The following is a 24,093-nucleotide window of genomic DNA, read 5'->3' on the forward strand; positions in this document are numbered from 1 at the left end:
CGGATGCCGGCGCACGGCTTTTTTGTCTGTGAGCGCGGGCGAAACGCCAAATCGCGCCGCAAGGTTGGCTCAAGGTTGGCTCAAGAGGCTCCCCAGCGCAGCGCAAGCCCCATGAGCCGATCCCAGTGCTGGTGCGGAACTGCTGCCTGAACCTCCAAGCTGAGGTTGAAGGTACCCCCATCCGGGGGTCTTCATTCGATGGTGCGAGTGTTCTAAGTTTTTCCTGCAGGCAGAATCCACCCGGCTCTACCGGCACCCGCACCTTCACGGGCCGCACCCGGCCCGTCATCCACCCGCATCATCCGCAACACCCGCCGGCCCCGAAGCCCGCGGGATACCCGTCTGATTGCCGCCGCACCGCCCGAACGGTGCGCTACCGCCCCTGTTCCTCCTCAGCCGTCCGCTTCCCTAGAGCGGCGCTGGGCGCACGACGTAGCCCTTCCGACATTTCCGTGTCCCTGCATTTCGTTGATACCTGGTCTAAACGAGAACCCGAAACTCTCGACCGTTGATCCAGCGAGATCCCTGGCCCTACTCCAAGGATGAATTACTGTGCCTTCGAAGTCCCTAGCTTCGCCTGCCCGCAAACGCCAACTCGGCGCCGAACGTAACACCCAGCCCCTTCCCACCGTTCACGACATCCCCAGCGACGCCAAGATCATCTGGGGTCGCCTCGCCATCATCACCACCGTGCTGGCCTGGCTTGCCTACGTCATCTACACGATCCTGCGCCAGTTCCTCAACAACGGCACCGAGAGCTTCCGGTTCACCACCGAGGCCATCTCCTACGTGATCGTAGTGACCTTCCTCACCTTCTCCGCGCTGCTGTACCTGATCGCCCGCCAGGGGGCGCTGCAGCGCTTCCGCGACCACGTGCGGGTGCCCCGCGCCGAACTCGACAGCCACTTCGCTACCCACCAGGGCTCGCTCACCGTGCTGGTGCCCTCCTACAGCGAGGAGCCCGGTGTGGTGCGGGCCACCCTGTGGTCGGCAGCGTTGCAGGAGTATCCCGACCTGCGCATCGTGCTGCTGCTGGACGACCCGCCGCACCCCAGCGACCCAGCCGTCGCCGCCCAGCTGCAGGCCTCCCGCACCATCGCCCGCGACATCGAGCTGGCCCTGGCCGAACCCAAGAACCGGTTCGCCGAAGAGCTGCTGATCTGCGAGATCGAACTCACCGATGACCCGCAGCCCACCACACGGGCCGTGCACCGCCTCGCCGACAGCTACCAGTGGGCCGCCCGCTGGCTGCAGGCGATGGCCTCCGCCGAGAGCATCGACGACCACGTTGACACCTTCTTCGTGGAGCAGGTGCTCGGCGGCCTCGCCGCGGAACTCTCCCTCACCGGCGCCGCGCTGACCGCGGCCGCCCGGGAAGGCACCGCCCCCACCGCCGCCCGGATGCTGGAACTGCACCGCCGGCTGCTCTGGACCTTCTCCGCCGAGCTGGACACCTTCGAGCGCAAGCTGTTCTCGTCGCTCTCCCACGAGGCCAACAAGGCGATGAACCTCAACGCCTACATCGGTCTGATGGGTCGCCGGTTCCAGCGCGAAGAGGGGCCGGATGGCACCATCCTGCGCCCGGTCGCCGACGATGCGCCGGCCGACTATGTGGTGCGCGACTCCGAGTACCTGCTCACCCTCGACGCCGACTCGCTGCTGCTGCGCGATTACTGCTTGCGCCTGGTCTACTTCCTCGAACAGCCCGACAACGCTCGAGTCGCCGTCACCCAGACGCCGTACTCGTCGTTCCGCGGTGCCCCCACCCGCATCGAGCGGCTCGCCGGCGCCACCACCGACATCCAGCACATCCTGCACCAGGGCCTGTCGCACTACGGCGCCACCTTCTGGGTGGGTGCCAACGCGGTGATCCGCAAGGTGGCTCTGGAAGACATCGTCGAAGTGGAAACAGTGGGCGGCTTCGAGGTTCGCCGCTACGTGCAAGACCGCACCGTGATCGAGGACACCGAGTCGAGCATCGACCTGGGCACCCACGGCTGGTCGCTGACGAACTACCCCGAACGGCTCAGCTACAGCGCCACCCCGCCCGACTTCGGTTCGCTCATCGTGCAGCGTCGCCGCTGGGCCAACGGTGGTCTGCTGATCCTGCCCAAGCTCTGGCGCCAGATGCGTGAGCGCCGCCGCCAGGGCCACCCGATCAGCGTGATCGAACTGGCGCTGCGCGTGAACTACATGGCCAGCATCGCCTGGGCCAGTTTCGGCCTGATCTTCCTGCTCGCCTATCCCTACGACAGCCGGCTGCTCAGCCCCGTCGTGGTGCTCGCCGCTGTGCCGTACTTCCTCGCGATGGGCAGCGACCTGCGCTCCTGCGGCTACAAGTTCAGCGACATCCTGCGCATCTACGGCTTCAACCTGATCCTGCTGCCGGTGAACCTCGCCGGAGTGCTCAAGTCGATGCAGCAGGCCGTGACCAGCAAGAAGATCCCGTTCGCCCGCACCCCCAAGGTGCGCAACCGCACGGCCGCTCCGCTGCTGTTCGTGGTGGTGCCGTACCTGATCGTCGCGTTCTCCGCGCTCACCCTGTGGCGGGATGTGTCGAACCAGAACTGGGGCAACGCCGTGTTCGCCGGGTTCAACGCCCTGCTGGCCATCTTCGCGATCGTTGCCTACATCGGCCCGTGGAACTCGATCGTGGACGTCTGGCTGGGCCTGACCCAGTGGATGTACATCGAACGCGCCCCCCGCCGCAGCACCGCCGTGGCGGCAGCGCTACCGGTGGAGCCCGTCCTGGACTGGCGTGCGGTGATCTATCACGGCCACGCCGTCGGCGAGCTGCCTAGCGACGTTGAAGTGATCACCGGACCGTTCGTGAGCCAGCCCGTGGCCAAGAGCACCAAGCAGGGAGCACTCAAATGAGCGCCGTAGAACCTGGCGCAGCAGCGCCCACCGCCCCCGAGACCGTCACCGCGGTCGCCAAGCCACGCCGCCGCCTCTCGGTGGTGCGGGTCTTCCTCGGTGTGGTGCTCGTCGTGGCGTTGTCCAGCGGCGGTTACCTGGGCTGGCAGTGGTGGGGTTCGGCGCAGGCCGCCGAGGCCTACGACCCCTGGTTCGCCGGCTACGTCGACGTGACCGCCACCCCCACCTACGATTTCGAGGCGTCGGCCGACCGGGCCGGCAGCGATGTGGTGCTCTCGTTCATCGTCGCCGACAAGGAGGAGCCCTGCACGCCCAGCTGGGGCACCTACTACACCCTCGACGAGGCTGCGGACGAGCTGGACCTCGACCGCCGGCTGGCCCGGGTGACCCAGCTCGACGGTCAGGTCATCGTCTCCTTCGGCGGCCTGCTCAACACCGAACTCGGCACCGGCTGCACCGACACCAAGAAGCTCACCGCCGCCTACGCGGCGGTGCTCGACCGGTACGACGTGACCACCATCGACCTCGACCTTGAGGGCGACAACCTCACCGACAGTGCTGCAGCCAAACGCCGGGCCACCGCGATCGCCGACCTGCAGGCCGACCGCCGCGCCGACGGTGACGACCTTGCGGTGTGGCTGACCCTGCCCGTGGGCACCTTCGGCCTCACCGAAGACGGCACCGACGCGGTCACCGCCATGCTCGACGCCAAGGTGGACCTGGCCGGGGTGAACCTGATGACCATGGACTACGGCAGCAGCAAGGACGCCGACGAGACCATGGCCGAGGCATCCATTCGCGCCGTCACGGCCGCGCACCGGCAGATCGGCACCCTGTACAGCCGGGCCGGCACCGAGCTGACGGATGCCACGGTGTGGTCGAAGATCGGCATGACGCCCATGGCCGGTCAGAATGACGTGCCCGACGAGGTCTTCGACCTCGACGACGCCCGCGCCGTGAACACGTTCGCGCGGGAACAGAAGATCGGCCGGATGTCGTTGTGGTCGCTGAACCGGGACACCACCTGCGGGTCGAACTACGCCGACCTCACCCGGGTGTCGGACTCCTGCAGCGGGATCGACCAGGGCGATGAGAAGTTCGTGGATGTGCTGGGCACGGGCTTCAACGGCCGCCCCGTGACCGCGGCGGCGTCGGTGACCACCGACGAGGCCAAGGAGATCGAGTCGATCGTCGACGACCCCGACACCAGCCCGTACTCGATCTGGGCGGAGGAATCCTCCTACCTCGAGGGCACCAAGGTGGTCTGGCACAAGAACGTGTACCAGACCAAGTGGTGGACGCGCGGCGACCTGCCCGACAACCCGGTGCTCAACGAGTGGGAGACACCGTGGGTGCTGATCGGCCCGGTGATGCCGGGGGAGACCCCGATCCCCAAGCCCACCCTGCCCGCCGGCACGTACCCCACCTGGGACGGCACCGCCATCTACGAGAAGGGCGCCCTGATCCTCTTCGACGGGGTTCCCTACGAGAGCAAGTGGTGGAATCAGGGCGAGAGCCCCGATGCCGCGGCCGCGGACCCGGACGGTTCACCGTGGTCGGTGCTGCCCGACGCCGAGGTGCAGAAGCTCCTCGAGGCTCTTCCCTAACAGGTTTTTGGGCGGGGGAGGCCCAAACATAGATATGCCCGGGGCGGTTGTTAGGGCACCGCCCCGGGCATTCCCACGTCTGCGCTTGCGCGCGGAGGAGCTAGCGAGCGGTCTTGGGCTCGTCGGTGGGCTCGTCGCCCGTGGTGTGCTCGACGGTCGGGGCCGCGGCAGTCGGTGCTGCAGAGGTCGGTGCCGCTGTGGTGGGTGCCACGGTTGCCGGCGCCTGCACGGCAGCCTTCTCGTCGGTGTCGAAGTCGGTGTCGTCGAAGCCGAAGTCCGGCTCGTCACCGATGACCGCCGCTGCCGCGACGGCGTTCTTGGCGATCGACCGGGACACGACCATGGCCGCGAGGGTGACGATGAAGCCCAGGATGCCGGTGCCGATCAGGGTGGCACCGAGGCCGCTGCCGGACTGGGCGGTGAAGTACGCCCCGTAGTCCGCGGACTGCGAGGTGTAGAACTCGGCCTGGGTGGCGTTGGAGGAGGTCAGGATCAGGTACCCCGCGACGGTCACGACCACGTCGACCAGCCACAGCAGGGCCAGGACGAGGTTGAACTTGGACAGGGGACGTGAGCTGTTCTGGGACATAACTTCCTTCGTTGGTTGAGCGGCCGGTGACGACCTCGCGTCACGCTACGCACCATTCCTATGGAAAACCTATGTGCGAGCAGGGAATCGTCGCGACGCGTCCTGTACCCCGTCGTTGATCGAGCTTGTCGAGATCCCGCACCCCGACGTTGATCGAGCTTGTCGAGATCCGGTGACCTGTCTCCGGTAGACAGTACGTCGCTCTGCAGCATTGTCAACCGCCTTTCTGAGCACTCAGCGTCCAGATAGCCCCCAAAAGTGAACGCGAGCACTCTCCCGACGCGGTAAGCTAGTCCAGTTGTCTCCGGTAGATGCCCTCGCGGGAATCCACCGGGAAACGGCGGGCTGTAGCGCAGCTTGGTAGCGCACCTGACTGGGGGTCAGGGGGTCGCAGGTTCAAATCCTGTCAGCCCGACCAAATGTCCCGGAAACTCAAGGGTTTCCGGGACTTTTTTGGTTAAGAGATTTGATGTTCCCATCACTACCCCATCACTTTCAGCCCATTTCCGCCGCTGTGCCGGCCCTGTCGTGCGGGGCGCTGAGGTCGGTTTCGGTTCCTCCCGATCGTCCGGGATCGCCCGGCACACCTTCTGGGTATGAGTATTCACAACGAGAACCCACCCTCTCCTTCCATCGACGACTGGGGTCTGGAGCCCCTGATGGACGTTGCCGAGCTGGCGGCCTACCTGGGCATTCCGATCTCCACGGTCTACGACTGGCGGGTTCGCGGCAAAGGCCCCGCCGCGTACCGGTTCGGCAAGCACCTCAAGTTCGCCATCTCCGATGTGCGGGCCTGGATCGCCCAACAGCGGGAACCCACCTCCAGCTCGCCGAGGCATCCCGATCGGCGGTGAGTTGAGATGCCCCGGCAGCGGTTGACGATCGGCACCTTCGGCGACATCAGCACCCGCCAGACGCCGAACGGACGCTACGAGGCGCGAACTCGCTACCGCGACTGGGACGGCCACGCGCGCCTGGTGCAAGGCACCGGTGCCACGGCCAAGGCCGCGGAACGGACACTGAAGGCCAAGCTCGCCGACCGGGACCTGTTCCAACCCGCCGACACGAGCTTGTCCCCGGACAGCCTGTTCAGGGACCTGGCGACCTACTGGTTGGAGGACATCGACCTGGAGGACCGGATCTCCCGGACCACCCGGAACTTGTATGAGCGCAACATGCGCACTCTCGTCTCTCCCGCCTTCGACCACCTCGCCCTGCGCGAGATCGGCGTGGCCCGGTGCGACAAGTTCATCAAGCAGCTGGCGAAGATCTCCTACAACCGCGCCAAGCAGGCTCGGGTGGTGCTGCGGCTCGCCCTCGAGCTGGCAGTGCGGCACGAGGTCCTGCCGCGGAACCCCATGGACCACGTCGCCCGCCTGCACCGCGAGCCGCACGTCCCCGCCGCGCTCATGGCCCCGGAGGTGAATGTGATCCGTGCGGCGATTGCCCAGTGGGAGAGCGCCGTCGACCACACGTCCGGCCCCAAGCCCGACGGCCAGCTTGGCGCCATCATCGAGGTGATGCTGGGCACCTCGGCCCGGATCGGTGAGGTCCTGGCCATCCGCCGCCGAGACGTCGACATCACCAGCCCCGTGCCGTCCATCCGATTGGCCGGCACCATCGTCAGCCGCAAGGGTGAGCAGACCTTCCGGCAGGACCACCCCAAGACCGCCAAGTCCACCCGTGTTGTCGCCATCCCGACCTTCACGTCCGACGCGGTCCGCCGGCGGCTCGCCAAGGTCGGGAGTATGGGCCTGGATGACCTGCTGTTCCAATCCCGGGATGGCACGCCGCTGACGACGGGGAACGTGCGCCGACAACTGCGACAGGTGCTCGAGGGAGCCGGGATCAAGGGAGTGACCCCGCACATGTTCCGCCGCACGGTAGCGACCGCGGTCAACACCAACGCCAGCATCGAACTCGCCGCAGAACTGCTCGGTCACACGGACACCAGGGTCACGGTGATGCACTATATCCAACGCAGCGAACTCGTGAACCCGGCCACCGCAGCGCTTCTCGACCGGGCGTTCGCCAAGGACGAAGACTGAGCACGGTGCCGCCACGGAGGTAGCACCGTGATCTCCGCGGCTCCGTCGAATCATGTGATCACGCTGGGCCTCGCCATGGTGGGTCAACGCACAGGGCCCTCTGTTGAGCGCCGGTTAGCTTCCGAACCGATGTGGAAGGACTGCTCTCTCGCCGTGAACGGCATGGTCTCGGCAATAGCGAAATCCTAAAACCCGCCACGGGAGCGGACCAGGGCGATGCCGACTGCACGGTCCCGGACGCTATGACAGATCGAGCAAGCCCCGCGAAAAGTAGCGGTGAGCGACACGCCGGTTCGCCTATATCGACAGCCTGCCGCGGCCCCAGCGCGGGATCGCTGACGCAATTGATGCGCAAACGCGCTGCAATCGGCGCTGCTGGGCTCACCTCTTCGGCGTCAAGGGCTGATCCAGTGACCGACGTGCCGGGTATCAACGTCGGGACAATTGGCATGGTGGGGCCAGGACAACTGGCCGTTTCCGCTACGGCGACATGACTTGGTCGGAAGACAGAGTGAGTCCTAGCACCCCAGCCACCTGAGTCCATCTGCGTGTGGATGTTTCTTGGTGCACGATATGGTTGCGGGAGTCCGAAGGGGGATAAGCCGTGGCAACTACGATTGCGATGTTTAATAACAAGGGTGGCGTGAGCAAGACGACGACCACATTCAACCTTGGTTGGATGCTTGCGGAGCGCGGTCACACGGTCGTTTTAGTCGACGCTGACCCTCAGTGCAATCTCACTGGCATGGTCATTGACGTAAAAGAAGAAGACGCCCTTGCGACGTTCTATAAGAACAACCCAGGACGCAATTTGAGAGATGCCTTAGAGCCTGCCTTCGCCTCTCGGCCCAAGCCGATTGAGGCTATGAATTGTGTTCCAGTAGAGGGTGTAGACAATCTCTTCTTGATCCCAGGGCATGTGGGGCTGGCTGAGGATGAAGTGTCCTTGGGAATTGCGCAGCAGCTCTCTGAATCAGTTCAAGCCCTGAAGAATCTGCCTGGAAGTTTTCGGTATCTCTTTGACAAGACAGCTGAAGCGTACAATGCCGACTTCGTCCTGCTTGACCTGAGCCCGGGACTCGGCGCAATCAACCAAAATCTCGTCGCTACGTCGGATTACTTTATTGTCCCGGCCAGTCCGGACGTTTTCTCGGTGATGGCGCTGGAGTCGCTCTCGAGGGTACTTCCCCGGTGGCATCGTTGGGCGACGAATGCCGCACAACTCGACGCCCTGTCCGGAGCCGACTACCCGTTCCCGAAGCCGGACCTGAAATTCCTTGGCACTGTGATTCAGCGGTACCGCCTGAAGGGCGGCACTGCGACAGAGGGATTTCGTGGGTACTTCGATGAATTGGATAGGGCGGTGGAAAACATCTTGACTCCAGCACTCGCCCAAGCTGGTCTGGTCTTAGAGGCGGAAAAGTACCAGAGCGCGGGAATGGATGCTTCGCTTCGTCTGGTCAGCATCCCTGATTTCAATTCCTTGATTACAAATTCCCAACAGGCGCGTAAACCGGTATTCGCTCTCACCAAGGAAGACACAGAAAGTCGAGGATTTGTGTGGGACACGCAAAAAGCGAGCATTGACTCGTTTCGAGCGTTGTTTGAGTCTCTGGCGGAACGGATTGAGACGCTCACTACCTGATGACTGCACGATTGCCACACTTCATGAGTGACGTTGCGCGCGCGCGCGATATTGTGGCGCTAGGGCAAAGTATTGAGACCTTGACCGTCGGACGCGTGGATGGTTCCGACATGTACCGGGCAGCTTTGACGCAGGCGGTCTCCGCGTTGGATCACTACGTCCATGGAGTGGTCTTGGACCGGGCAACGGACATCGTCCTTGGGCGCTCGACCACAACGGGATCTGCGGGAAAAGTCGGCATGTCCTTTAGCGCTGTGGGCCAAGTGCTATCTGCATCCACACCGGCGGACAAGGAACTCGCGGCGCGGACCCAGGTATCAGCACGACTTTCACTCGAAACCTATCAACGATCGGACGATATCGGGGCCGCCCTGGCGATGGTGGGGATACCCAAGGTTTGGAGTTCGGTTTTCGGTGGTGCGGCCGGATCGACCACTGTCGCCCTAGGTCTGATCGTCACACGCAGGAACCGTATCGTTCATCAATCTGACTCTGACCCGCTGACACCCGGTGCACTCACACCGCTTCTGAGCGCTGACGCCCTTGCATCAATTGCAACCGTCGAATCGATTGTGGTGGCGATCGATTCTCACTGTTGATGCGATGTAGCGCCGGTCGAGACGCGGCAATACCTAATTAACTACTAAAGCGAGTTGGGTACACGTGTTCAACGCTTCCGACTCTGAGACCGCATACGCTGTGATGGCGCAAACCGAGGGATCATCGTGACTCCCCGCCTTGAGTGCTCAACCGAGAACGACATTCCCAACCCGGGCGGGTAATTCGTCAGTCAAGCATTGAGAGCCCAGTACTGAATATGACTTTGAGAAGTGGACAACCAGATGAGCGGTGCGCATATGGCCAGTGAGGAAGCCAGCCTTCGGGCTTTGTCCCAGGCTGATCGGACGGCATTCTCGTCAGCGCTGCTCACCTTTCTCGACCAGCTAGAACCCTTAATTCGCAGGGGGTTCGGGGAAGAGCTCGCTGGGTCGAGAGCCGAACGACTAGCGAAGGGGGTCTTCCCGTCCGAATCGCAGGGACCCTACCCAGGACGCAATGCACTTGAAACCGTTCTTTTCGCGACCCTGGCCGGCATAGACCATTCTCGTCTTCTGGCACGATCTCTTTTGCATGAAGACGCGGCGTTCTCCATTGCGACTCTTGCTCGGGGCGCCGTTGAGGCGTATGCGCGCGCCTGGTGGATGTTGGAGCCCAAAGAAGATGAGGAATTGGTGGTCCGCTGGCTCTCAGCGCTCGCATCAGAGCTAGAGACGTTTGCGCGCATCAGGCCTAATGCAGTACTGCACGAGATGCGTGGGCGCAATTCTAATGCGGCGACCCAACATGTCGGAGTGCTCGATGACATCGAGCGCCTGACCGGCAGTCGCACCCCCAGGAAGTTGAGCTACACCGCTTTGGCGGCATCGCTGGCAGACCAGTGGAAGGCCAACGGGCGCGTTGTCTACTCCGATCTATCCGGCGTAGCGCACGGTGAATCACTCGGGATTCATTCCTTCGTGGAAGCCGACGATGACGCAGCTGCGTACCGAGTGGGATTGAGCGCACGGTGGGGCCTCATGGGCACCCAATGGGCACTTTCAGCGTCAACGTTCGTGGGCCGCGACGTCCTTAAGATGCTAGGTACAGAGTTGCCTTCTTCGCACCCGTGCGTTGTGGCCCACAACGCTGCTGCGCAAGTGCTTGCTTCTGCGAGATTACGCATAATCGGATCCGGCACCGCACCCGCAGCCTAACCTGACTTCGCACGGCCGACTGGGCTCAGGCAGGGTCAGGGCGTATCGCAAAGTCAACCTCTGCCTGGCGGCGACTTGCGACGTCTGCAAGGACGAAACGCGCGAAGTCCTCGTCGCGATTGCCTATCAGGATGTCTTCGACGGCGTCGGGAGGGGGTTCGCCTGGCCAGGCTGTCTGCCGTGTGGGGCGGTCGCGCTCGAGTCGCGTCCCCGATGTAGTTACCCAGTCGTGGAGCCGTTGGCGGGCGTCGGCGAAGTCACGGTGCCAACCGAATGGTGCCGAACCGTGTTGGTCGGGGTCGTAGGCGCAGAGCCAATGCAAGTGCAGCGCGGAGAACTCCCAGACGAGTTCCGGGTGGCGATGCCAGAAGGGCGGCACGACGGAGGCCGGGAGTCCGTACGTCCGGCGTAGCCAATTCACCCACCGGTTGAGCTCGATCCACTCGACCTCGGCTTCGTCGGCGGTGAGTAAGTTCCAGTTGACGGGATGCGGTGGCTCAGGCGTGAGCGGGGTGTCGAGATCACCGAATGAGTCCTCAGCGAACGAGGCGTTTTGATCGTCGGGGACCCACTCGTCCAGTGGAGCTGACATGGTCGCCTTCACGTCCCGAGCGCGGCCGAGTGGCCCTGGGGGAGCCGGGGCGCTCGCCGCATGACCATGTGTGCAGCGGGTGCGTTCAACTCCTCTGAGGGCGCTGAGCGGCGGGCACGGTCCACCTCATAGGTCGTGCGAGCGAGGTCATGGCCGATCTTCTTCGCGACGAACTCCTCCCGGTCGATGACTTCACCGTCGCGCTCCACTTGGAATGTGCGGACGTAACCCTCGGCTACAAAACTGTCGCCCTTGGCAAACCGTGTGAGTGCCCGGTCAGCGGTAGCCCGGTACGCGACGAGATCGTGGAAGCTTGGCTCGAGTGGGGTGAAGCCTCCTTCCTCGCGACGGAAGTGGGGCTGGCCGACGCGCACGTAGAAGCGAGTGTCGCCATTCTCCGTGACCGACTGTTGTGGCTCCGACGCGATGAAACCTGACAGCGACTGCTGCGTGTGAAGTGTCATGGGACTCAACCTCCTGTAACTGGGCGGACCGGGCTGATCCGTGCTCACTACTAGGTGTGCCACCGCCTTCACGACGAAAGTGACTGCGTAAACCACCTTCAACCACAGGACCTTTTGCTGCGACGCGATGTGGGGCGACGCTGTCACTCCGATTGGCTGGCCGATGGCTGCGCGGGAGACTCCGCAGGAGGCCTTCGCATCAATGCTTCGATGTCCGCTCGGTTCGCGAGCAGAGTTTTCGCATCACGACGGGCGGTCCACATCTGCAAGCTCGCGATGACGGGCGGCGCCGCGCGGAGCATGATTAGGCCGGTTCCGAACGGGAGAGTTCTGATGGTGTCGGGAGGCATGACAGGGACGCGGCGGATGGACCGCTGCGCTGAGCGTGAACCCCGATCGCCGACGGTGGTCGAGTCAGTCGACTCATCGCGCTCGCCGATTAGTGTCGAGAGATCGTGGAGGTCTCGGGAGTTGGATGCTCCACCGAGCACGACCTTGACGATCGACGAGTCCCAGATTGTGCCGGCTGCGTTCTCGCTCCACTTCGTGCGTGCCTGTGACAGCGACTGCAGCACGGGCATAGTGGTGATGCCTGTGCCGCCGCCTTCCGCCATCAGGTTGGGGAGCGAGGGGAGTGGCGCCAGGTTGCCGATTTCGTCGAGTGCGAGCAGCAGGGGCGGGTCGAGTCGCGCGCCCGCGCTGCGAGCGGCCAGGCGGCGGGCGGTCTCGACGAGGTCCTCCACGAAGGCCGAGACAAGGGCGGCGGAGTTGTTTGAGCCTGCACCTGTTGCGAGCAAGTACAGGGTGCTGTTGCTGCGCAGGAATTCCTCAGGGTCGAAGCTCTCGCCCTCTCCCGGTGAGACGGCATCCAGTACTCGTGGGTCGGCCAGGGCGCCGAGCGAGAGGGAAACGCCCTGCCAGATGGAGTCGCGTGTCCGTGGGTCGGCTTCCAGCATTGCCTGCAGGGAGTCGCCCCATCCAGTGGCGGCTGAGGGAGTGCTGAGGAGGATGGCGACCGCGTCGTGAGCTGCAGCCGGGTCAAGGGTCCACCGGAAGAGTTCGGCGGGCGTGCGGTGCTCGAGGGCGGCGGCGTGTAGCAACGCTTGCAGTGCAGTTCGTGTCTTGGCCTCCCAGAACCCGCCTCCATCGACACCGCCGGCCGCGAGACCAGTGCCCGCTGCCAATCCCGTTGCGCGGATCATCGCTGTGAGAGGGTCTTCGCAGCCGCGGATCGGCGACCAGCGCAGGCCCGCGGGCACTCCGAGGGCGAGCTGTTGGGGATCGAACACTGCGACCAGCCCAGTTCTCTGGCGTGCTCGCAGTGTGGCGGTCAGGTTGTCAGGGCGGGTGGACGTGGTCACAACTGGCCCGGGGGAGTCGAGGATGGCGTTGATGACGACGTGTGCGCCTTTCCCGGAGCGCGGTGGTCCGATGACGAGAACGGAATCCTCGACGCTGGCCCAGACGTCGATACCTCGTGACCGTCCGATGCGGTAGCCAACGTCCGCAGGCTTCGCGTTCGATAAGGCTGGACGAAGATGCGCAGCACGGCGCATGAGCGCTTTGCTGGATGCCGCTCGCAGGACATCGTTCCGTGTCGCGATTCCGGGGATGCGGTACGGATCGATCCGTGCTGCCCGCTGCGGATCGTGAAGCATCCGCCACAGCCAGGTCCCGGCTGCACAAACGACAACGACCATGATGCTAGCCGTCAGCCAGTAGGCAAGCGGGTGCAGCCCAGGAGCCTGCATGGCGACTGATGGGTTGCCCGGGTCAAGGAGAACAGAGAGTCCGGTTTCGGGCCCGCCAGCCGGTTGCGCGATACCTGTCGCCCAGGCCGCGATGGTTCCCGACAGCCGGAGGAGTAGCGCAAGTACAGCTGAACACATCAGGAGTCCGATGCCGAGGTTTGCGAGCTCGTCGCCGAGCGAGCCCTGAGTTCGGGGTGTGCTCACCGGCGCTCTCCCTTCATCTAGAGATCGCCTAGAGGCGGAGACCATTATCGGTTCGACTGAATCGTCGCGTGGGCGAGTAGGTGAACGTTCGGTCTCCTGAGAAGCCGGCCGAGGCATCCAGCAAGTCCGTCACGTCTTGTGCGTCAACCACAAGACTTGCGACTCCCTCCTGGATGAGCCGGTGGCAGCCTGCGCTCGCCGGGCTGGTGACGGGGCCAGGGACGGCGCCGACCGGTCGACCCAGGGAATGGGCTTGCGCAGCCACGTTCAGCGAACCAGATCGATGCCCAGCCTCAACGACGACAGTCGCGCCCGAGAGCGCTGCGAGGATCCGATTCCGTTGGAGGAAACGCCACCGCGTCGGAGCGGAGCCGGGCGGAAGTTCGCTCAGGAGCAGGCCGCCGCTTTGTTCGATGCGCTCGAAGAGTTGCTCGTGGCCCGCTGGGTAGAGCCGGTCGAGCCCGCCGGCCAGTACGGCGACCGTGGACCCGGGATAGGACACCGTGGCTGCTCGATGGGCTGATCCATCGATGCCATACGCACCGCCGGAAAGGATCACTCTGCCCTGCGAGGCGAGCTCTGAAGCGAGTTCGGTCGCCACCTGGCTGCCGTACGCCGTTGCGGCCCGGGAACCCACGATGGTCACGCGGCCAGGGAGGGGTGCCGAGAGTTGACTCGGGTCGCCTTTGAGCCAGAGAGCGATGGGCGCGGTGGCGCCCAGCTGCTGCAGTTCGCCGGGCCAGTCGACATCTTCCGGAGTCAGAAGCCGAATGTCGTGGAGCTCCATGTCGACATTGATGCGGTCGATCTGACCGGGGTCGATGCGGGGAGCCAGTCGCCGTCGCCAGAGTTCGCCTTCGGCAGGTTCGACGCCATTCGGAAGCCGATCGCCGGAAGTGATGAGCTGCATGGTCGCCGCTGCGCCGAGACGGGCCACTAGTGTCCCCGTAATGACGTCACTCGGCTCGGAGAGCGCCGCAAGCAACATCCTGGCTTCTCGCTCTTCGCTCACATTCTTGACCATCGAAATGACTCCTTGTTCTGGGTGGAAGATCGGCTGAGGTGACGCACTGTTACCGACCTGCGGACATCCGAGCGGTTGTGTCGAATGCCTCGAGCTCGCTGGGGTGCAGCTGGTGCTGCACCACGAAGCTGCGGTCCTTGACGCGCCAGAGGCCTTGACCTGTCCCGAGCGCGGGGAGCAGCTGCTGCTCTGTTCCACTGAGCCCGAGGGCGCTCGCCGTGGACCCGAGCTGGTCCGGTTCCTGGCGGTAAACAATGCGAGTCTCGGCGTTGGCCAGCAGCGACGACGCTAGTGCGCGCATTGCAGACCCGGAGTCGCCAACGTTGTCGAGGTCGCTGAGTTTGTGGAAGACGAGCATGTTGGCGATCCCGAAGTGTCGGGCTAGGCGCCACTGGGCGTCCATGCGGCGTAAGAGTGCCGGGTAGGCCATGAGCCGCCAGGCTTCGTCGTAGATGACCCATCGTTGACCGCCGGCCGGATCGGCAAGCGCGGCTTCCATCCATGCGGAAGAGCATGTCATGAGCACGGAGATGAGCGTTGTGTTCTCTGCGACACGTGAAAGGTCGAGCGAGACCATTGGGAGGGAAGGATCGAAACGCACGGTAGACGGTCCGTCGAAGAGTCCGGCCAAGTCGCCGGACACCAACCGCCGCAACGCATGCCCCACAAGACGTCCATCCTCCGCGAGGCGGCCCTCGTCGTCCTCAGGGTTCGGGGCCAGGATACGATCCACAACCATCGGCAGGATAGGCACCTCAGCGCTTCGAACCGCATCCGCCAGAGCGAGGTCAATAGCGGTGTGCTCAAGCGGACTCAGCACTCGATCGAGCACCGTCTCGGCGAGCGCACCGATGAGCTCACGACGCCGCGATGCCAGTTGCGCCGCCCACTCGGCGTCTGTAGCGGATGCCGCCCGGTGACCTTCGTCGAGCGGGTTCAACCGGTTGCGCAGCCCGTGCCCGAGGATGATGGCTTTGCCACCGACGGCTTCGGCCACGACGGTGTGCTCGCCCTTCGGATCGCCAGGCACATAAACCCGGCGGCCGAACGGGAGAGAGCGGGTATAGAGAGACTTCGCGAGAGATGACTTGCCAGAGCCGACGATGCCGGCAAGGACGATGTTCGGGGCGGTGATCATTCCGCGCTGGTAGAGCACCCAAGGGTCGTAGACGAAGGAGCCTCCGGAGTAGAGGTCTTGCCCGACGAAGACACCGGCCGAGCCCAGTCCGGCTTCGGCGAGGAAAGGGTAGTGACCCGACAGAGTGGCGGAGGTGTCCTGGTGCTTGGGCAGCCGGAGTCGGCCGGGCATTCGGAGCTGTGAGACCCCCGGCTCGCCGCCAGCGGCAAGAAAGTCGGCTGATCGAGCCTCGTCCCGTTCGGCCTGCCACCGCGTGCGCGCCTCGAGATGCCTCGCTCTCCGCGCATCAGCCACGATCTGTGCGGCTGAGCGTTTGCGCGCCTGGCGGTCGCGTCGAACTTCGCCGTGCGGCTCAAGCAGGTGAGTGGTGTGCAGGTGTTCGTCCGTTGAGTCCTTCATAGCGAGACCGCGGTCCCTGCCTTGTTGCTCGATTGGGCTCGATCGCTTACCCAGGTTGCGGCGGGCTTGCGGGACTGGGCCGGCTGGGTGGATACCGCCCTTGACGTTCGGGCAAGGTTCGGTTCAGGTTCATCGGGATACCGGCGCAACAGCGACACGTAGCCGAATCGTGCGTTGTAGGTCAGCGCGTAGGGCGATCCGTCGTCTTCGACGATCCGATCTGTCCGCCCGGCAGGGATCCGGTCGTAGACGTACCCGTTGGTGAGAGCAGCGTCAATCGTCTCGTCTCCGTAGTCCCACTGTTGTAGGTGCTCGATCGCCGCGATGGCACCCCTGAGATCGATCATGCCGAGCACTGCGTGCGCCTCATGTCCCTGTAAGAAGACGACACTGATCCAACGAGGTTCGGCTGTCCTCAGTCCTTCGTCAAACATCTCAACTCCGATCGTTTGCTTCACGAGACAGGTGCGCACTGCTCACACACTTCGACAGAGGGGCAGCGCAGCGGCAGTGAACGCTTGCGCCTGTTGACCGACCAGCAGCCGTGTCTCGCATGAGCTCTGAATGGCGGCCTGCTCGATCGACGCCACAGCGGCATCGAGCTCGTCGGTAGTGGATGCTGTCACGCACACGAGACCGGTTGCGCGAACAATGCCGTGGCCGGCGGTGAGCTCCGCCTCCTGCTGAAGGACGTCTTCGTACTCCGCGGTTGAACTGGCATCTTCGATCTGGCCGATCCGCCTGCGTTGGTGGGCATCGCTGATTAGCTCGGTCTTCTTCTTGCGGAGATCGCGTGCGGCCTGATCCGCGCGAACGGGGAGATAGTGCAGCGAAAGCGTGCGGAGTACACCGTTGGTGAAGACGAGGGGCGACAGGAAGCCGGGGAACACCTGCGATCGGGGCCATTCGCTGATCCACAAGACCGCGTGGAAGGCACTGTCTGTGCGCAGACGGTCCCAGCTCTCGGTGACGGCGACGGGGCCGGCCGTGGCGAGCGACCGTCCAACGTCAGGATGCCGTTCCAGGTCGATGCCCACTGCCGGGTCATACGCGGTTCGCAATATCTTGGCGAGATCATCGGCGGTGAGCCAGCTTCCAACGGAGAGGTCAGCGGACCGCAGCGCTGCCGTCAACGCCGTCATCTCTTGGCGGAGTACCGCTGCTGCACCGCGCATGCCGCCGCCTTGAGTTCGGACTTGGCGCGTGGCCGAAGCAAGGTCGACAGAGAGACTAATCGTGGTCGCGTGTCGTTCGCCAGCCGGGCCGGCCCTCCCGATGAGATCCCGGTACGTGACCGCAGCCCACCCGCCGTCATCGATGCCATGTTGCTCCCACCACTCGGCGAGCCCGGTGCCTGAATCAGGCAATGTGCGTTCCGACACCTGCAGACGAGCGATACGTCCTGACCTGCACGCACCCGCGAGCACACGTCCCCACCCAGTAACCCTTCGGTGTTGCTCACCGGGGTCGAGCAACGCGAAGGCCGGGTGGGACACCGCCACGACCGCGGTGAGAGTCTTCGCGTGCGGATCGTGGATCATGACCGCCCCGGTCTCGGGATCGTTCCATTCGCGAAGGGCGGCCGCGTCGCCGGGAAGGGACAGCGTTCCAACGGGGCGCGGCCGGATGATTCGACGCCGGTAGGTCAGCTGGCGGTAAGCGACGCGCCACATCCACCGTGTGCCGACCGGCACCCACTCGACGAGCTTGCGACCGCGGATCGAGACACCCGCGATGACCGCGGCGGTCACCCAGACTGGACTTGTCCAGGCCAGGCCGGAGGCGCCAGCTGTGTACAGCGCTGTTACGAGGGTGAGCATCCCGATCGACAGTGCAATCAACTGTGGCAGCGACAGGCTCAGGACGATGCCGCGTTTGGTCAGACGGGAGAATTGAACGGGGGACAGCTGGTACTTGGCGCGGTTCTCGTCGGCGTCCATAACTAAACGTCCTTACGGCCGAGTCCGGATGCTGAGGCGGGTGCCTCGGCTAGGGGCGTGGGAGTTCTTGGCTGCATGGGTCCGGGTTCCGGCGTAGGTGCGCTCGGTCCGGCGGTCTCACCGACTGCCTGTGTGTGAGTGTCAGCAGTCTGTCCGAGCGCGTTGCCGAGTCCTGGTCCGGCCACCGCGGCGGCGCCGGCGACTGCTGCTCCAACCACGATTCCTGCGCTGCCTACCCCGGCCGCTGCTCCCGCACCGCCAGCTCCGGCTCCAGCACCGGCTCCGCCGGATGATGCAGGGCTGGACCCTCCGGCAGTAGGTCCCGGGCTCCCGGTCGGTGAAGCGGAGGTGGGTCCTGGCCCGGACGGAGAAGCGCTCGCTGTCTGAGGGGTTGGAGCCGTTGCCCCCTTCTCGTCGCCTCCGCTCGGGCCAAGAATCCTCTTGGCGCTGTCTGCCATGGGTGCGGCAGGCACAGGCACTGGACGGTTCAGGGCCGACTTCGCTTCCTGCTCACTCGACATGGCGTGGTACATGTCGAACCCGACGAAGCTGATGAACTTGTAGGTGATGTATGGCGCGAACGCGGCAATAAACATCAGCACGATCCCCGCGATCGGATCGCTAACAGAGGCCAGATCAGCGTCGATCGGGGCCGAGACCTGCGCGACTGCCACCAGGAAGATCACGACGAGCACCAGCTTGGACAGGATGAGCGCGATTACAAAGGCGACCCATTTCGCGAACCATCCTTTGGCGGCATCCCAGGTTGCGCCCGCGAGGGCGATTGGCCCAAAGACGATCGCCACGAGCAGCAGTGCCTTCCGGATGAGGAGTGAGAACCAAACGATCGCTGCGGCGCTGATCGCAAGGGCAGACAGGAAGATCGTCACGATTGCGCCGACGCCGGGAGCAGCGACGTTTATAGCCGTGAGGCCGGCGGGGAGCAGTGCAATGCGGGCGCCCATGCCTTCCATGGTGTTGCCGCTTGCCTGAACGATTCCGATCGTCAGTTGATCAGTGATCTCGAGTAGCAGCGCTGTGATGGTGATGAGGACGAAGGCACCGAGCACTGACTTGGCCAGGCCGGTTGCGGCCCGGGCAAGGGCCGTCGGGTCGCGATGGATAAGCCCAGTAATGAGTTGCAGGCAGAAGAGCACGAGTGTGACGAAGACCGCGACGCCGAAGAGCACGTTATAGACGTCGATGTAGCCAGGGTCGGTGACGTCGACGAGGGTGGTCGTGTCGAAGGCGGCCCACACCGATTCGAACAACCAGGCGGCGGCTGAGCCCATCGCGTTGGCGAGCCAATCGAATGGTGCCGCGACCAGTGAGGCGGTGCCTTCGCCGACGGCATCGCACACGCTCGCGATCATCGGCACATCGCACACGCTCATTGGCTCGCCTTGATCATGTCTGAGTCACGGTCAGACGGCTTGGCCGACGCCCCAAAAGAAGTTGACCAGCGTCACAGCCGCGCCGCAGATGATGGCTGCACCGCAGGACACGAGCACGCCGGTTTTTCCGCGCGAAGCGAGGTGCGGGTTGGACGAGTTTGCTCCGAAGCCCCAGACGATGGCAGCGACGATCAAGGCGAGCACGCTCAGGACGAGGCCGATGGTCATTACCGCGCCTACAATGGTGCGCAATTGGTCGATGCCAGGTAGGCCCGTCCCATTTGGATCGATGTCGATCACAATTAGCTCCCTCGGTCGATGGACGTACGACAGACAGGAGCGCACAGCATCCCGTGGGGGCGGCGGCTACAGAGTTGAACCGATGCCGATCAAGAAGTTGACCCAGGCGACACCGGCACCTGCCAGGGCTGCTGCACCGCAGGCAACCCAGAGCCCGGTGCGGGCACGGACGGCTGTTTGGAAGTTGCCGTTCGCCGAAGCGAGCGCCCAGGTGACGCCAGTGATGATCGTCATGAGCACCGAGATGATGAGCACAAAGGTGAGCAGGGCTCCGACGATGTTCTGCAACTCTTCGGCGCCACCAACTGCCCCGAAGTCGGGGAAGACGTCCATGTCATACCGTCCTTTCTGGCGTGCATCCTGCTGTGGCGACCGCTGCACCTGCGACACCGGCGGCGCCGTTCTCGGCGAGCCACTCCTCAGCATTAACAGCAGGATGGTCTGCTCCGCCCGGGTGGATCTCGAGGTGCAGGTGGGGGCCGGTCGATTTACCCGCTGAGCCGACATCGCCGATGTGTTGGCCGGCTGCAACGCTGTCACCCTCGGTCACCAGGATGCCCACGTCGTACATGTGGGCGTAGTACGAGGCGACGCGCTCGCCGCCGACAGTGTGGTCGACGACGATCAGCCCTCCGTAGGTACCGCGTTGCCCGGCGAAGCTGACAATGCCATCGGCGACCGCGAGGATGGGGGTGCCTGCGGGCGCCGCGAGGTCACTTCCGGCGTGGAACCTAGATTCACCGCTGTAGGGGTCGGTCCGCATTCCGAAGCTGTCTGTCTTCGTGTACGTGCCGTCGGGGAGAGGGAACGCCACCTGCGATGTCTCGGGAACTTTCTGGTCGAACCCTGCGGCGCTCGCCGACTGCGGTCGAGTTAGCGCGGAGAGGATCGACTCTGCGACGGGCTGGAAGTTCTGGTACCGGTCCGGATAGGCGCTGACTTCGACGGCCTGCGCCGCCTCGCCCGGGTCCAAGAACTGCCAACCTGGGATGTCCAGCAACCCACGAGGGGATCCGGCATTCGGCCCGGAAATCCCACCGAAGAATGCGCGTGCCTGGTAGTCCGGATCCATGAGCTCGGCCACCGTTCCCCAACCTGAAGCAGATCTCATCTGAAACAGGCCGAGGGAATCATGATCGGAGCCGAGTCCGTCATTCGGATAGTTCCCTGACTCCGGATAGGCGCTGGTGTTGGCTAGCATCCGGAGCGTGGACTCCGTGAGCGCGGCCATCAACGCAATGACGGCGCCCTCTCGGCCGACACCTGGTGTTTGTGCCCCCACTGTGGCGATTGTCGCGGCATGGGTGAGCTGGTTCTTGTTCAGAGTGATCGAACGGCCATCGCGTGTCTGGGCCGTCAGCGAGTCGGGTACGCTGCCCACGGCGAGGGATATCGAACCGCATGAAATTGGCGCAGGACTCATGAGAGTGGCCACGCTCACCAGCCCGACCGCCGGGCCCAGGAGTACGAGAACAACGACGATGCCGATGAGCTTCTTCATCACTCGCTGTCACTCCAGAGGCCGGCCGAGCTGCGAAAGTCTAAGGAGCGCACATCGCTGCCCTTCTGGGCATGCAATGAAAATAGTGAAAGCGACCGACCGCTCCGTGCGGATGACTTCTGTGTTCCACGTACCCACTCGATGACTCGTTCCAACGACAGTGAAAGCAGCTGCGCCCGGCGGAATTTGTCCCGCTGCGGCTTGTTCCAGCGCCGCGGACCAAGACTCGGGTGCGGCAACTGATTCCACATCGAGCCGTTGTCGGGTCCCGTAGGCGCGCAGGCGTTCCCACATCTCGGGGCTCGGCAGGTAGCCCCGAACATCGGATGCCAGAGCCACCGCTTCATCTGCGTCGGCGAAGTCGAGTGGAACCTGCGCCCATTCGGCAGGGCCACCTTCATGCCTGGTGTCCCAATTGAAGAGCGCATGGGCCACGCTACGGGCGAAGAATTCGGGATTGGACGTCACGAGCACGGGGCGAGGTTCATCGGCGCGTTCAGGTGAGGACGGGGCCGATGTCTCGAGGGCAGGTCGATCCGGATGACTCTCCTTCTCGGGGCCTCGCAGCAAGCCGTACGCGCCGATGGCCATGAGCAGAATCAGCGTGAGGCCGCCGCAGACGACCGCGATGATGAAACGCCGCTGATGGACGAAGCGCATATCAGGCTCCTCAATTCCATCCGACCAGGTCGGCCATCCAGAAGATCATCTGCTTGCCGATATCGGAGCCATGCCGCGGGAAGTGTCACGCAGGGCGCGTAGTCGCTTAGCGAAAGCGATGGTGCCGGCAAGGATCTCTTCGAATTCTTCCCATTGCTCATCCGTGAGTTGGGCGGAGATCTCGGCGATGTCGTAGCGCAGCCACCATTCACTCAGATCGGTCCACAAGTAGACGAACGAACGGACGGGGAGCTTGGTGTCAGCCGTGGCGGCCAACCGAGTCTTCCTAGACTTTGTTGCGGTCTTCGCGCGCGCGAGCGCTTCTTGAGCAAGGCGTTCGAGGTCGGCATCTGGAGTTAGCGGAGCAGCGGCGAGAACCCGGGTCGCACTCGTCGACGACGCTTCGCGGATGCCCGCGGGCTGCGTCGGGTCTGCGGCCATCCGTTCAAGTTCGAGTACGGCAGCGTGAGTGTTCATCCGGTGGTGTGCGGACGAGACGGAGCCTCCGTCTTGAATCGAGGCGAGTTCAGCACGTGCGCGGCTACGCAGCGCCTCGTCGACACTCTCGTCGGCCGCGATCCGTTGCAATTCGCCGATGCGCTCAAGTGTCGTGTACGAGCGTCGACCGGTCACGAAAAGAGCTGCCTGTGCGCGGGTATCACCATTGAGCGCCGTGAACGGTGCCGCCACCGTGGCGGCACCGTCTGATCGGGGCTTCTCTTGCTCTGCGCCAAATCGCGAAGCCTCCTGACGGCGGCTCGCATCCTCAGCTAGAAGCACCTTGACCTCCCGATAAAGTGTGGCTGCCTCAGTCGGGCTCAGTGATTTGTGAAGCGCGTTGTCCTCCTGCTCCGCAAGCAGCAGAGTCAGTTGCTCGGAGATTCCGGAGCGGACCCAGACGTTGAGCCTGCGCACGCCGAGTTGCCGAAGCGCGGCGAGCCGGCGGGCGCCGCACACAAGAGTGCCGTCGGGTGTGACCGTGATCGGCTGCAGGAGCCCTTGCCGCTCAATCGAGGCTGCGAGCATGTCGATATCGCCGAGGTCGGTCCGATGCCGCGAACCGATCCGAATGGAGTCGATCGATCGCTCCAACTCGATGTGGCCCGGAGAGATGGTCATACCCGCACTCCCGGTGCGTTGATCACGATGTCGGAGGCCAGGTCGTCGTCGCGAAGGAGCGCTCGCAATGGCTCGCCGATGAGCAATCGAAGCAGAATGCCGCGGCCGGCGGCGGTGTGGGCATGCAGCGGATCGCAGTTCCCTAGGAGTGCTCGAAGCATGGACATCCACGCCGGCTGTGGGATGTCCAAGTGCGCTCGGGCGGAGTAGTCGCGGCGCAGAGACTCAAAAGCGGAGGGGCGTGAACTAGCGTCCGCGAGTCGGCTGCAGATGTATTCGACGCAACTTCGTGCTCGGTCAGACGGCCAGCCCAGCAGCGTGAACAGCATAATTGCATCTTCGATGGCCGGTTCGACTTCTGGTAGCGGTGACACATCGTTTTGAGGTTCGACCGGATCGGTGCGGAATGCACGGTGATACTCCGGCAGAGGGTGATCCCGATCGCTGAAGCGTTCGGCGTCGTGGTAACTCGAGATCTTGCGTCGGCGCGCTTGGTGCACCGAGCACAACAGCCCCTGCGCCCGTTCCTCCGCGATGCAGGTCACTTGCACGGCCCGGGTCACGATTGCCCAAGGATCATCAGCGCGCAACGCCGACGGCGCTCGCATGGCGTCGTACGCCGCCGCGGCGGCTTCCCAGGGATCCAGGCCGTGTCTGTGCGCCAGGGCCGCGTAGCGTTTGGCGGCGTATTGCATGAGCTCGGATGCCTCGGGGTCGGTCCGCCAGCTGAGACCGCCGTCGGCCTGCAATCGGGCGAGCACCCTTCTCAGCCCCTCGGAGTCGTGAAACCCCCTCGAATCTGACCCCCGGTGTGTGGACCATTCCATCACGACACCTCCCTTCGGATCGGTGTGCGTCGTCGCACTAGTTACTGTTCAGGTCAACGCCGGCCGAGCTCGGGGCGTGAAACCTGGGGCTGGTCGTTCCGCTGCCCGAATTCGGAGAGCGGGGGTAGCTTGCTCGCCCGGTCGCGAATGGCGCGGCGGGTGGTGGCGGGGGTCCTCCGCATCCGGCGTGCGAGTTCCGCCTCAAAGTCGATGCCGCGACCAGCCATACGCCCGGTGCCGCTGCTGAGGAGATCTGAGGC

22 protein-coding genes and 1 tRNA gene are annotated in these 24,093 nt (G+C 64.2%); 8 read left to right on the top strand and 15 right to left on the bottom strand.

Translation table 11 applies throughout. The annotated features are described in order from the left end of the window. Positions 1 to 552 precede the first annotated feature (552 nt). Positions 553 to 2,877, top strand: coding sequence for a glycosyltransferase family 2 protein (locus CXY76_RS12750; protein ID WP_104165066.1), 2,325 nt, complete (start codon positions 553 to 555; stop codon positions 2,875 to 2,877). Then, positions 2,874 to 4,484, top strand: a complete 1,611-nt coding sequence (locus CXY76_RS12755) for a chitinase (protein ID WP_104165068.1) — start codon at positions 2,874 to 2,876, stop codon at positions 4,482 to 4,484. The genes CXY76_RS12750 and CXY76_RS12755 overlap by 4 nt, the downstream gene beginning before the upstream one ends. Before the next feature lie 100 nt (positions 4,485 to 4,584). Here the strand turns inward: CXY76_RS12755 and CXY76_RS12760 are convergent, their stop codons facing one another. Continuing rightward, positions 4,585 to 5,073 (bottom strand): hypothetical protein, encoded by a 489-nt coding sequence (locus tag CXY76_RS12760; RefSeq protein WP_104165070.1) that lies wholly within the window; start codon positions 5,071 to 5,073, stop codon positions 4,585 to 4,587. 341 nt (positions 5,074 to 5,414) lie between these two features. Here CXY76_RS12760 and CXY76_RS12765 point away from each other — a divergent pair. From CXY76_RS12765 to CXY76_RS19260, 6 genes are all read left to right on the top strand, one after another. Beyond that, positions 5,415 to 5,491, top strand: a tRNA-Pro gene (locus CXY76_RS12765). A 178-nt stretch (positions 5,492 to 5,669) separates the two neighbouring features. Next, positions 5,670 to 5,927: a helix-turn-helix domain-containing protein gene (locus CXY76_RS12770; protein WP_233199808.1), complete on the top strand. Its 258-nt coding sequence runs from the start codon at positions 5,670 to 5,672 to the stop codon at positions 5,925 to 5,927. A gap of 6 nt (positions 5,928 to 5,933) precedes the next feature. Continuing rightward, the gene (locus tag CXY76_RS12775; RefSeq protein ID WP_104165074.1) at positions 5,934 to 7,121 is read left to right on the top strand and encodes a tyrosine-type recombinase/integrase; all 1,188 of its coding nucleotides are present in this window, start codon (positions 5,934 to 5,936) and stop codon (positions 7,119 to 7,121) included. Positions 7,122 to 7,725: 604 nt separating this feature from the next. Next, entirely contained in the window at positions 7,726 to 8,766 is a 1,041-nt protein-coding gene (locus CXY76_RS12780; protein WP_104165076.1) for a ParA family protein, read from the top strand. Positions 8,767 to 8,789: 23 nt separating this feature from the next. Next, the gene (locus CXY76_RS19255) at positions 8,790 to 9,365 is read left to right on the top strand and encodes a hypothetical protein (protein ID WP_146073453.1); all 576 of its coding nucleotides are present in this window, start codon (positions 8,790 to 8,792) and stop codon (positions 9,363 to 9,365) included. Positions 9,366 to 9,596: 231 nt separating this feature from the next. Then, positions 9,597 to 10,520 carry a hypothetical protein gene (locus CXY76_RS19260; RefSeq protein WP_146073454.1) on the top strand — a complete coding sequence of 308 codons (924 nt, stop codon included), beginning with the start codon at positions 9,597 to 9,599 and terminating at the stop codon, positions 10,518 to 10,520. 25 nt (positions 10,521 to 10,545) lie between these two features. Here the strand turns inward: CXY76_RS19260 and CXY76_RS12785 are convergent, their stop codons facing one another. The 14 genes from CXY76_RS12785 to CXY76_RS12845 form a co-directional block, all read right to left on the bottom strand. Next, on the bottom strand, positions 10,546 to 11,112 hold the full coding sequence (locus tag CXY76_RS12785) for a hypothetical protein (RefSeq protein ID WP_104165078.1): 567 nt from the start codon (positions 11,110 to 11,112) through the stop codon (positions 10,546 to 10,548). A gap of 8 nt (positions 11,113 to 11,120) precedes the next feature. Beyond that, a complete protein-coding gene (locus CXY76_RS12790; protein ID WP_104165502.1) occupies positions 11,121 to 11,576 on the bottom strand; it encodes a single-stranded DNA-binding protein in 456 nt (151 codons plus the stop codon). 143 nt (positions 11,577 to 11,719) lie between these two features. Beyond that, a complete protein-coding gene (locus tag CXY76_RS12795; protein WP_104165080.1) occupies positions 11,720 to 13,531 on the bottom strand; it encodes a TraM recognition domain-containing protein in 1,812 nt (603 codons plus the stop codon). Between the two features lie 28 nt (positions 13,532 to 13,559). Beyond that, entirely contained in the window at positions 13,560 to 14,555 is a 996-nt protein-coding gene (gene dprA / locus CXY76_RS12800; protein ID WP_104165082.1) for a DNA-processing protein DprA, read from the bottom strand. 49 nt (positions 14,556 to 14,604) lie between these two features. Next, positions 14,605 to 16,092: an ATP-binding protein gene (locus CXY76_RS12805; RefSeq protein WP_104165084.1), complete on the bottom strand. Its 1,488-nt coding sequence runs from the start codon at positions 16,090 to 16,092 to the stop codon at positions 14,605 to 14,607. Next, positions 16,089 to 16,448: a hypothetical protein gene (locus tag CXY76_RS12810; RefSeq protein ID WP_146073455.1), complete on the bottom strand. Its 360-nt coding sequence runs from the start codon at positions 16,446 to 16,448 to the stop codon at positions 16,089 to 16,091. Before CXY76_RS12810 ends, CXY76_RS12805 begins: the two co-directional genes overlap by 4 nt. A 120-nt stretch (positions 16,449 to 16,568) precedes the next feature. Continuing rightward, the gene (locus CXY76_RS12815) at positions 16,569 to 18,032 is read right to left on the bottom strand and encodes an SCO6880 family protein (protein ID WP_104165088.1); all 1,464 of its coding nucleotides are present in this window, start codon (positions 18,030 to 18,032) and stop codon (positions 16,569 to 16,571) included. Between the two features lie 2 nt (positions 18,033 to 18,034). Beyond that, positions 18,035 to 19,426, bottom strand: a complete 1,392-nt coding sequence (locus CXY76_RS12820) for a conjugal transfer protein TrbL (RefSeq protein WP_104165090.1) — start codon at positions 19,424 to 19,426, stop codon at positions 18,035 to 18,037. A gap of 30 nt (positions 19,427 to 19,456) precedes the next feature. Then, positions 19,457 to 19,726 (bottom strand): DUF6112 family protein, encoded by a 270-nt coding sequence (locus CXY76_RS12825; protein WP_103432436.1) that lies wholly within the window; start codon positions 19,724 to 19,726, stop codon positions 19,457 to 19,459. 66 nt (positions 19,727 to 19,792) lie between these two features. Then, positions 19,793 to 20,059: a DUF6112 family protein gene (locus CXY76_RS12830; RefSeq protein WP_104165092.1), complete on the bottom strand. Its 267-nt coding sequence runs from the start codon at positions 20,057 to 20,059 to the stop codon at positions 19,793 to 19,795. 1 nt (position 20,060) lies between these two features. Continuing rightward, positions 20,061 to 21,227: a M23 family metallopeptidase gene (locus tag CXY76_RS12835; RefSeq protein WP_104165505.1), complete on the bottom strand. Its 1,167-nt coding sequence runs from the start codon at positions 21,225 to 21,227 to the stop codon at positions 20,061 to 20,063. 9 nt (positions 21,228 to 21,236) lie between these two features. Next, positions 21,237 to 21,887 (bottom strand): hypothetical protein, encoded by a 651-nt coding sequence (locus tag CXY76_RS19265; RefSeq protein WP_146073456.1) that lies wholly within the window; start codon positions 21,885 to 21,887, stop codon positions 21,237 to 21,239. A 45-nt stretch (positions 21,888 to 21,932) separates the two neighbouring features. Next, complete coding sequence (locus tag CXY76_RS12840; RefSeq protein ID WP_104165094.1) at positions 21,933 to 23,006, bottom strand: ParB N-terminal domain-containing protein; 1,074 nt, start codon at positions 23,004 to 23,006, stop codon at positions 21,933 to 21,935. After that, on the bottom strand, positions 23,003 to 23,767 hold the full coding sequence (locus CXY76_RS12845; protein ID WP_233199810.1) for a hypothetical protein: 765 nt from the start codon (positions 23,765 to 23,767) through the stop codon (positions 23,003 to 23,005). The genes CXY76_RS12840 and CXY76_RS12845 overlap by 4 nt, the downstream gene beginning before the upstream one ends. Positions 23,768 to 24,093: the final 326 nt, after the last annotated feature.

Source organism: Cryobacterium sp. N22 (assembly GCF_002929555.1).
GTDB lineage: Bacteria > Actinomycetota > Actinomycetes > Actinomycetales > Microbacteriaceae > Cryobacterium.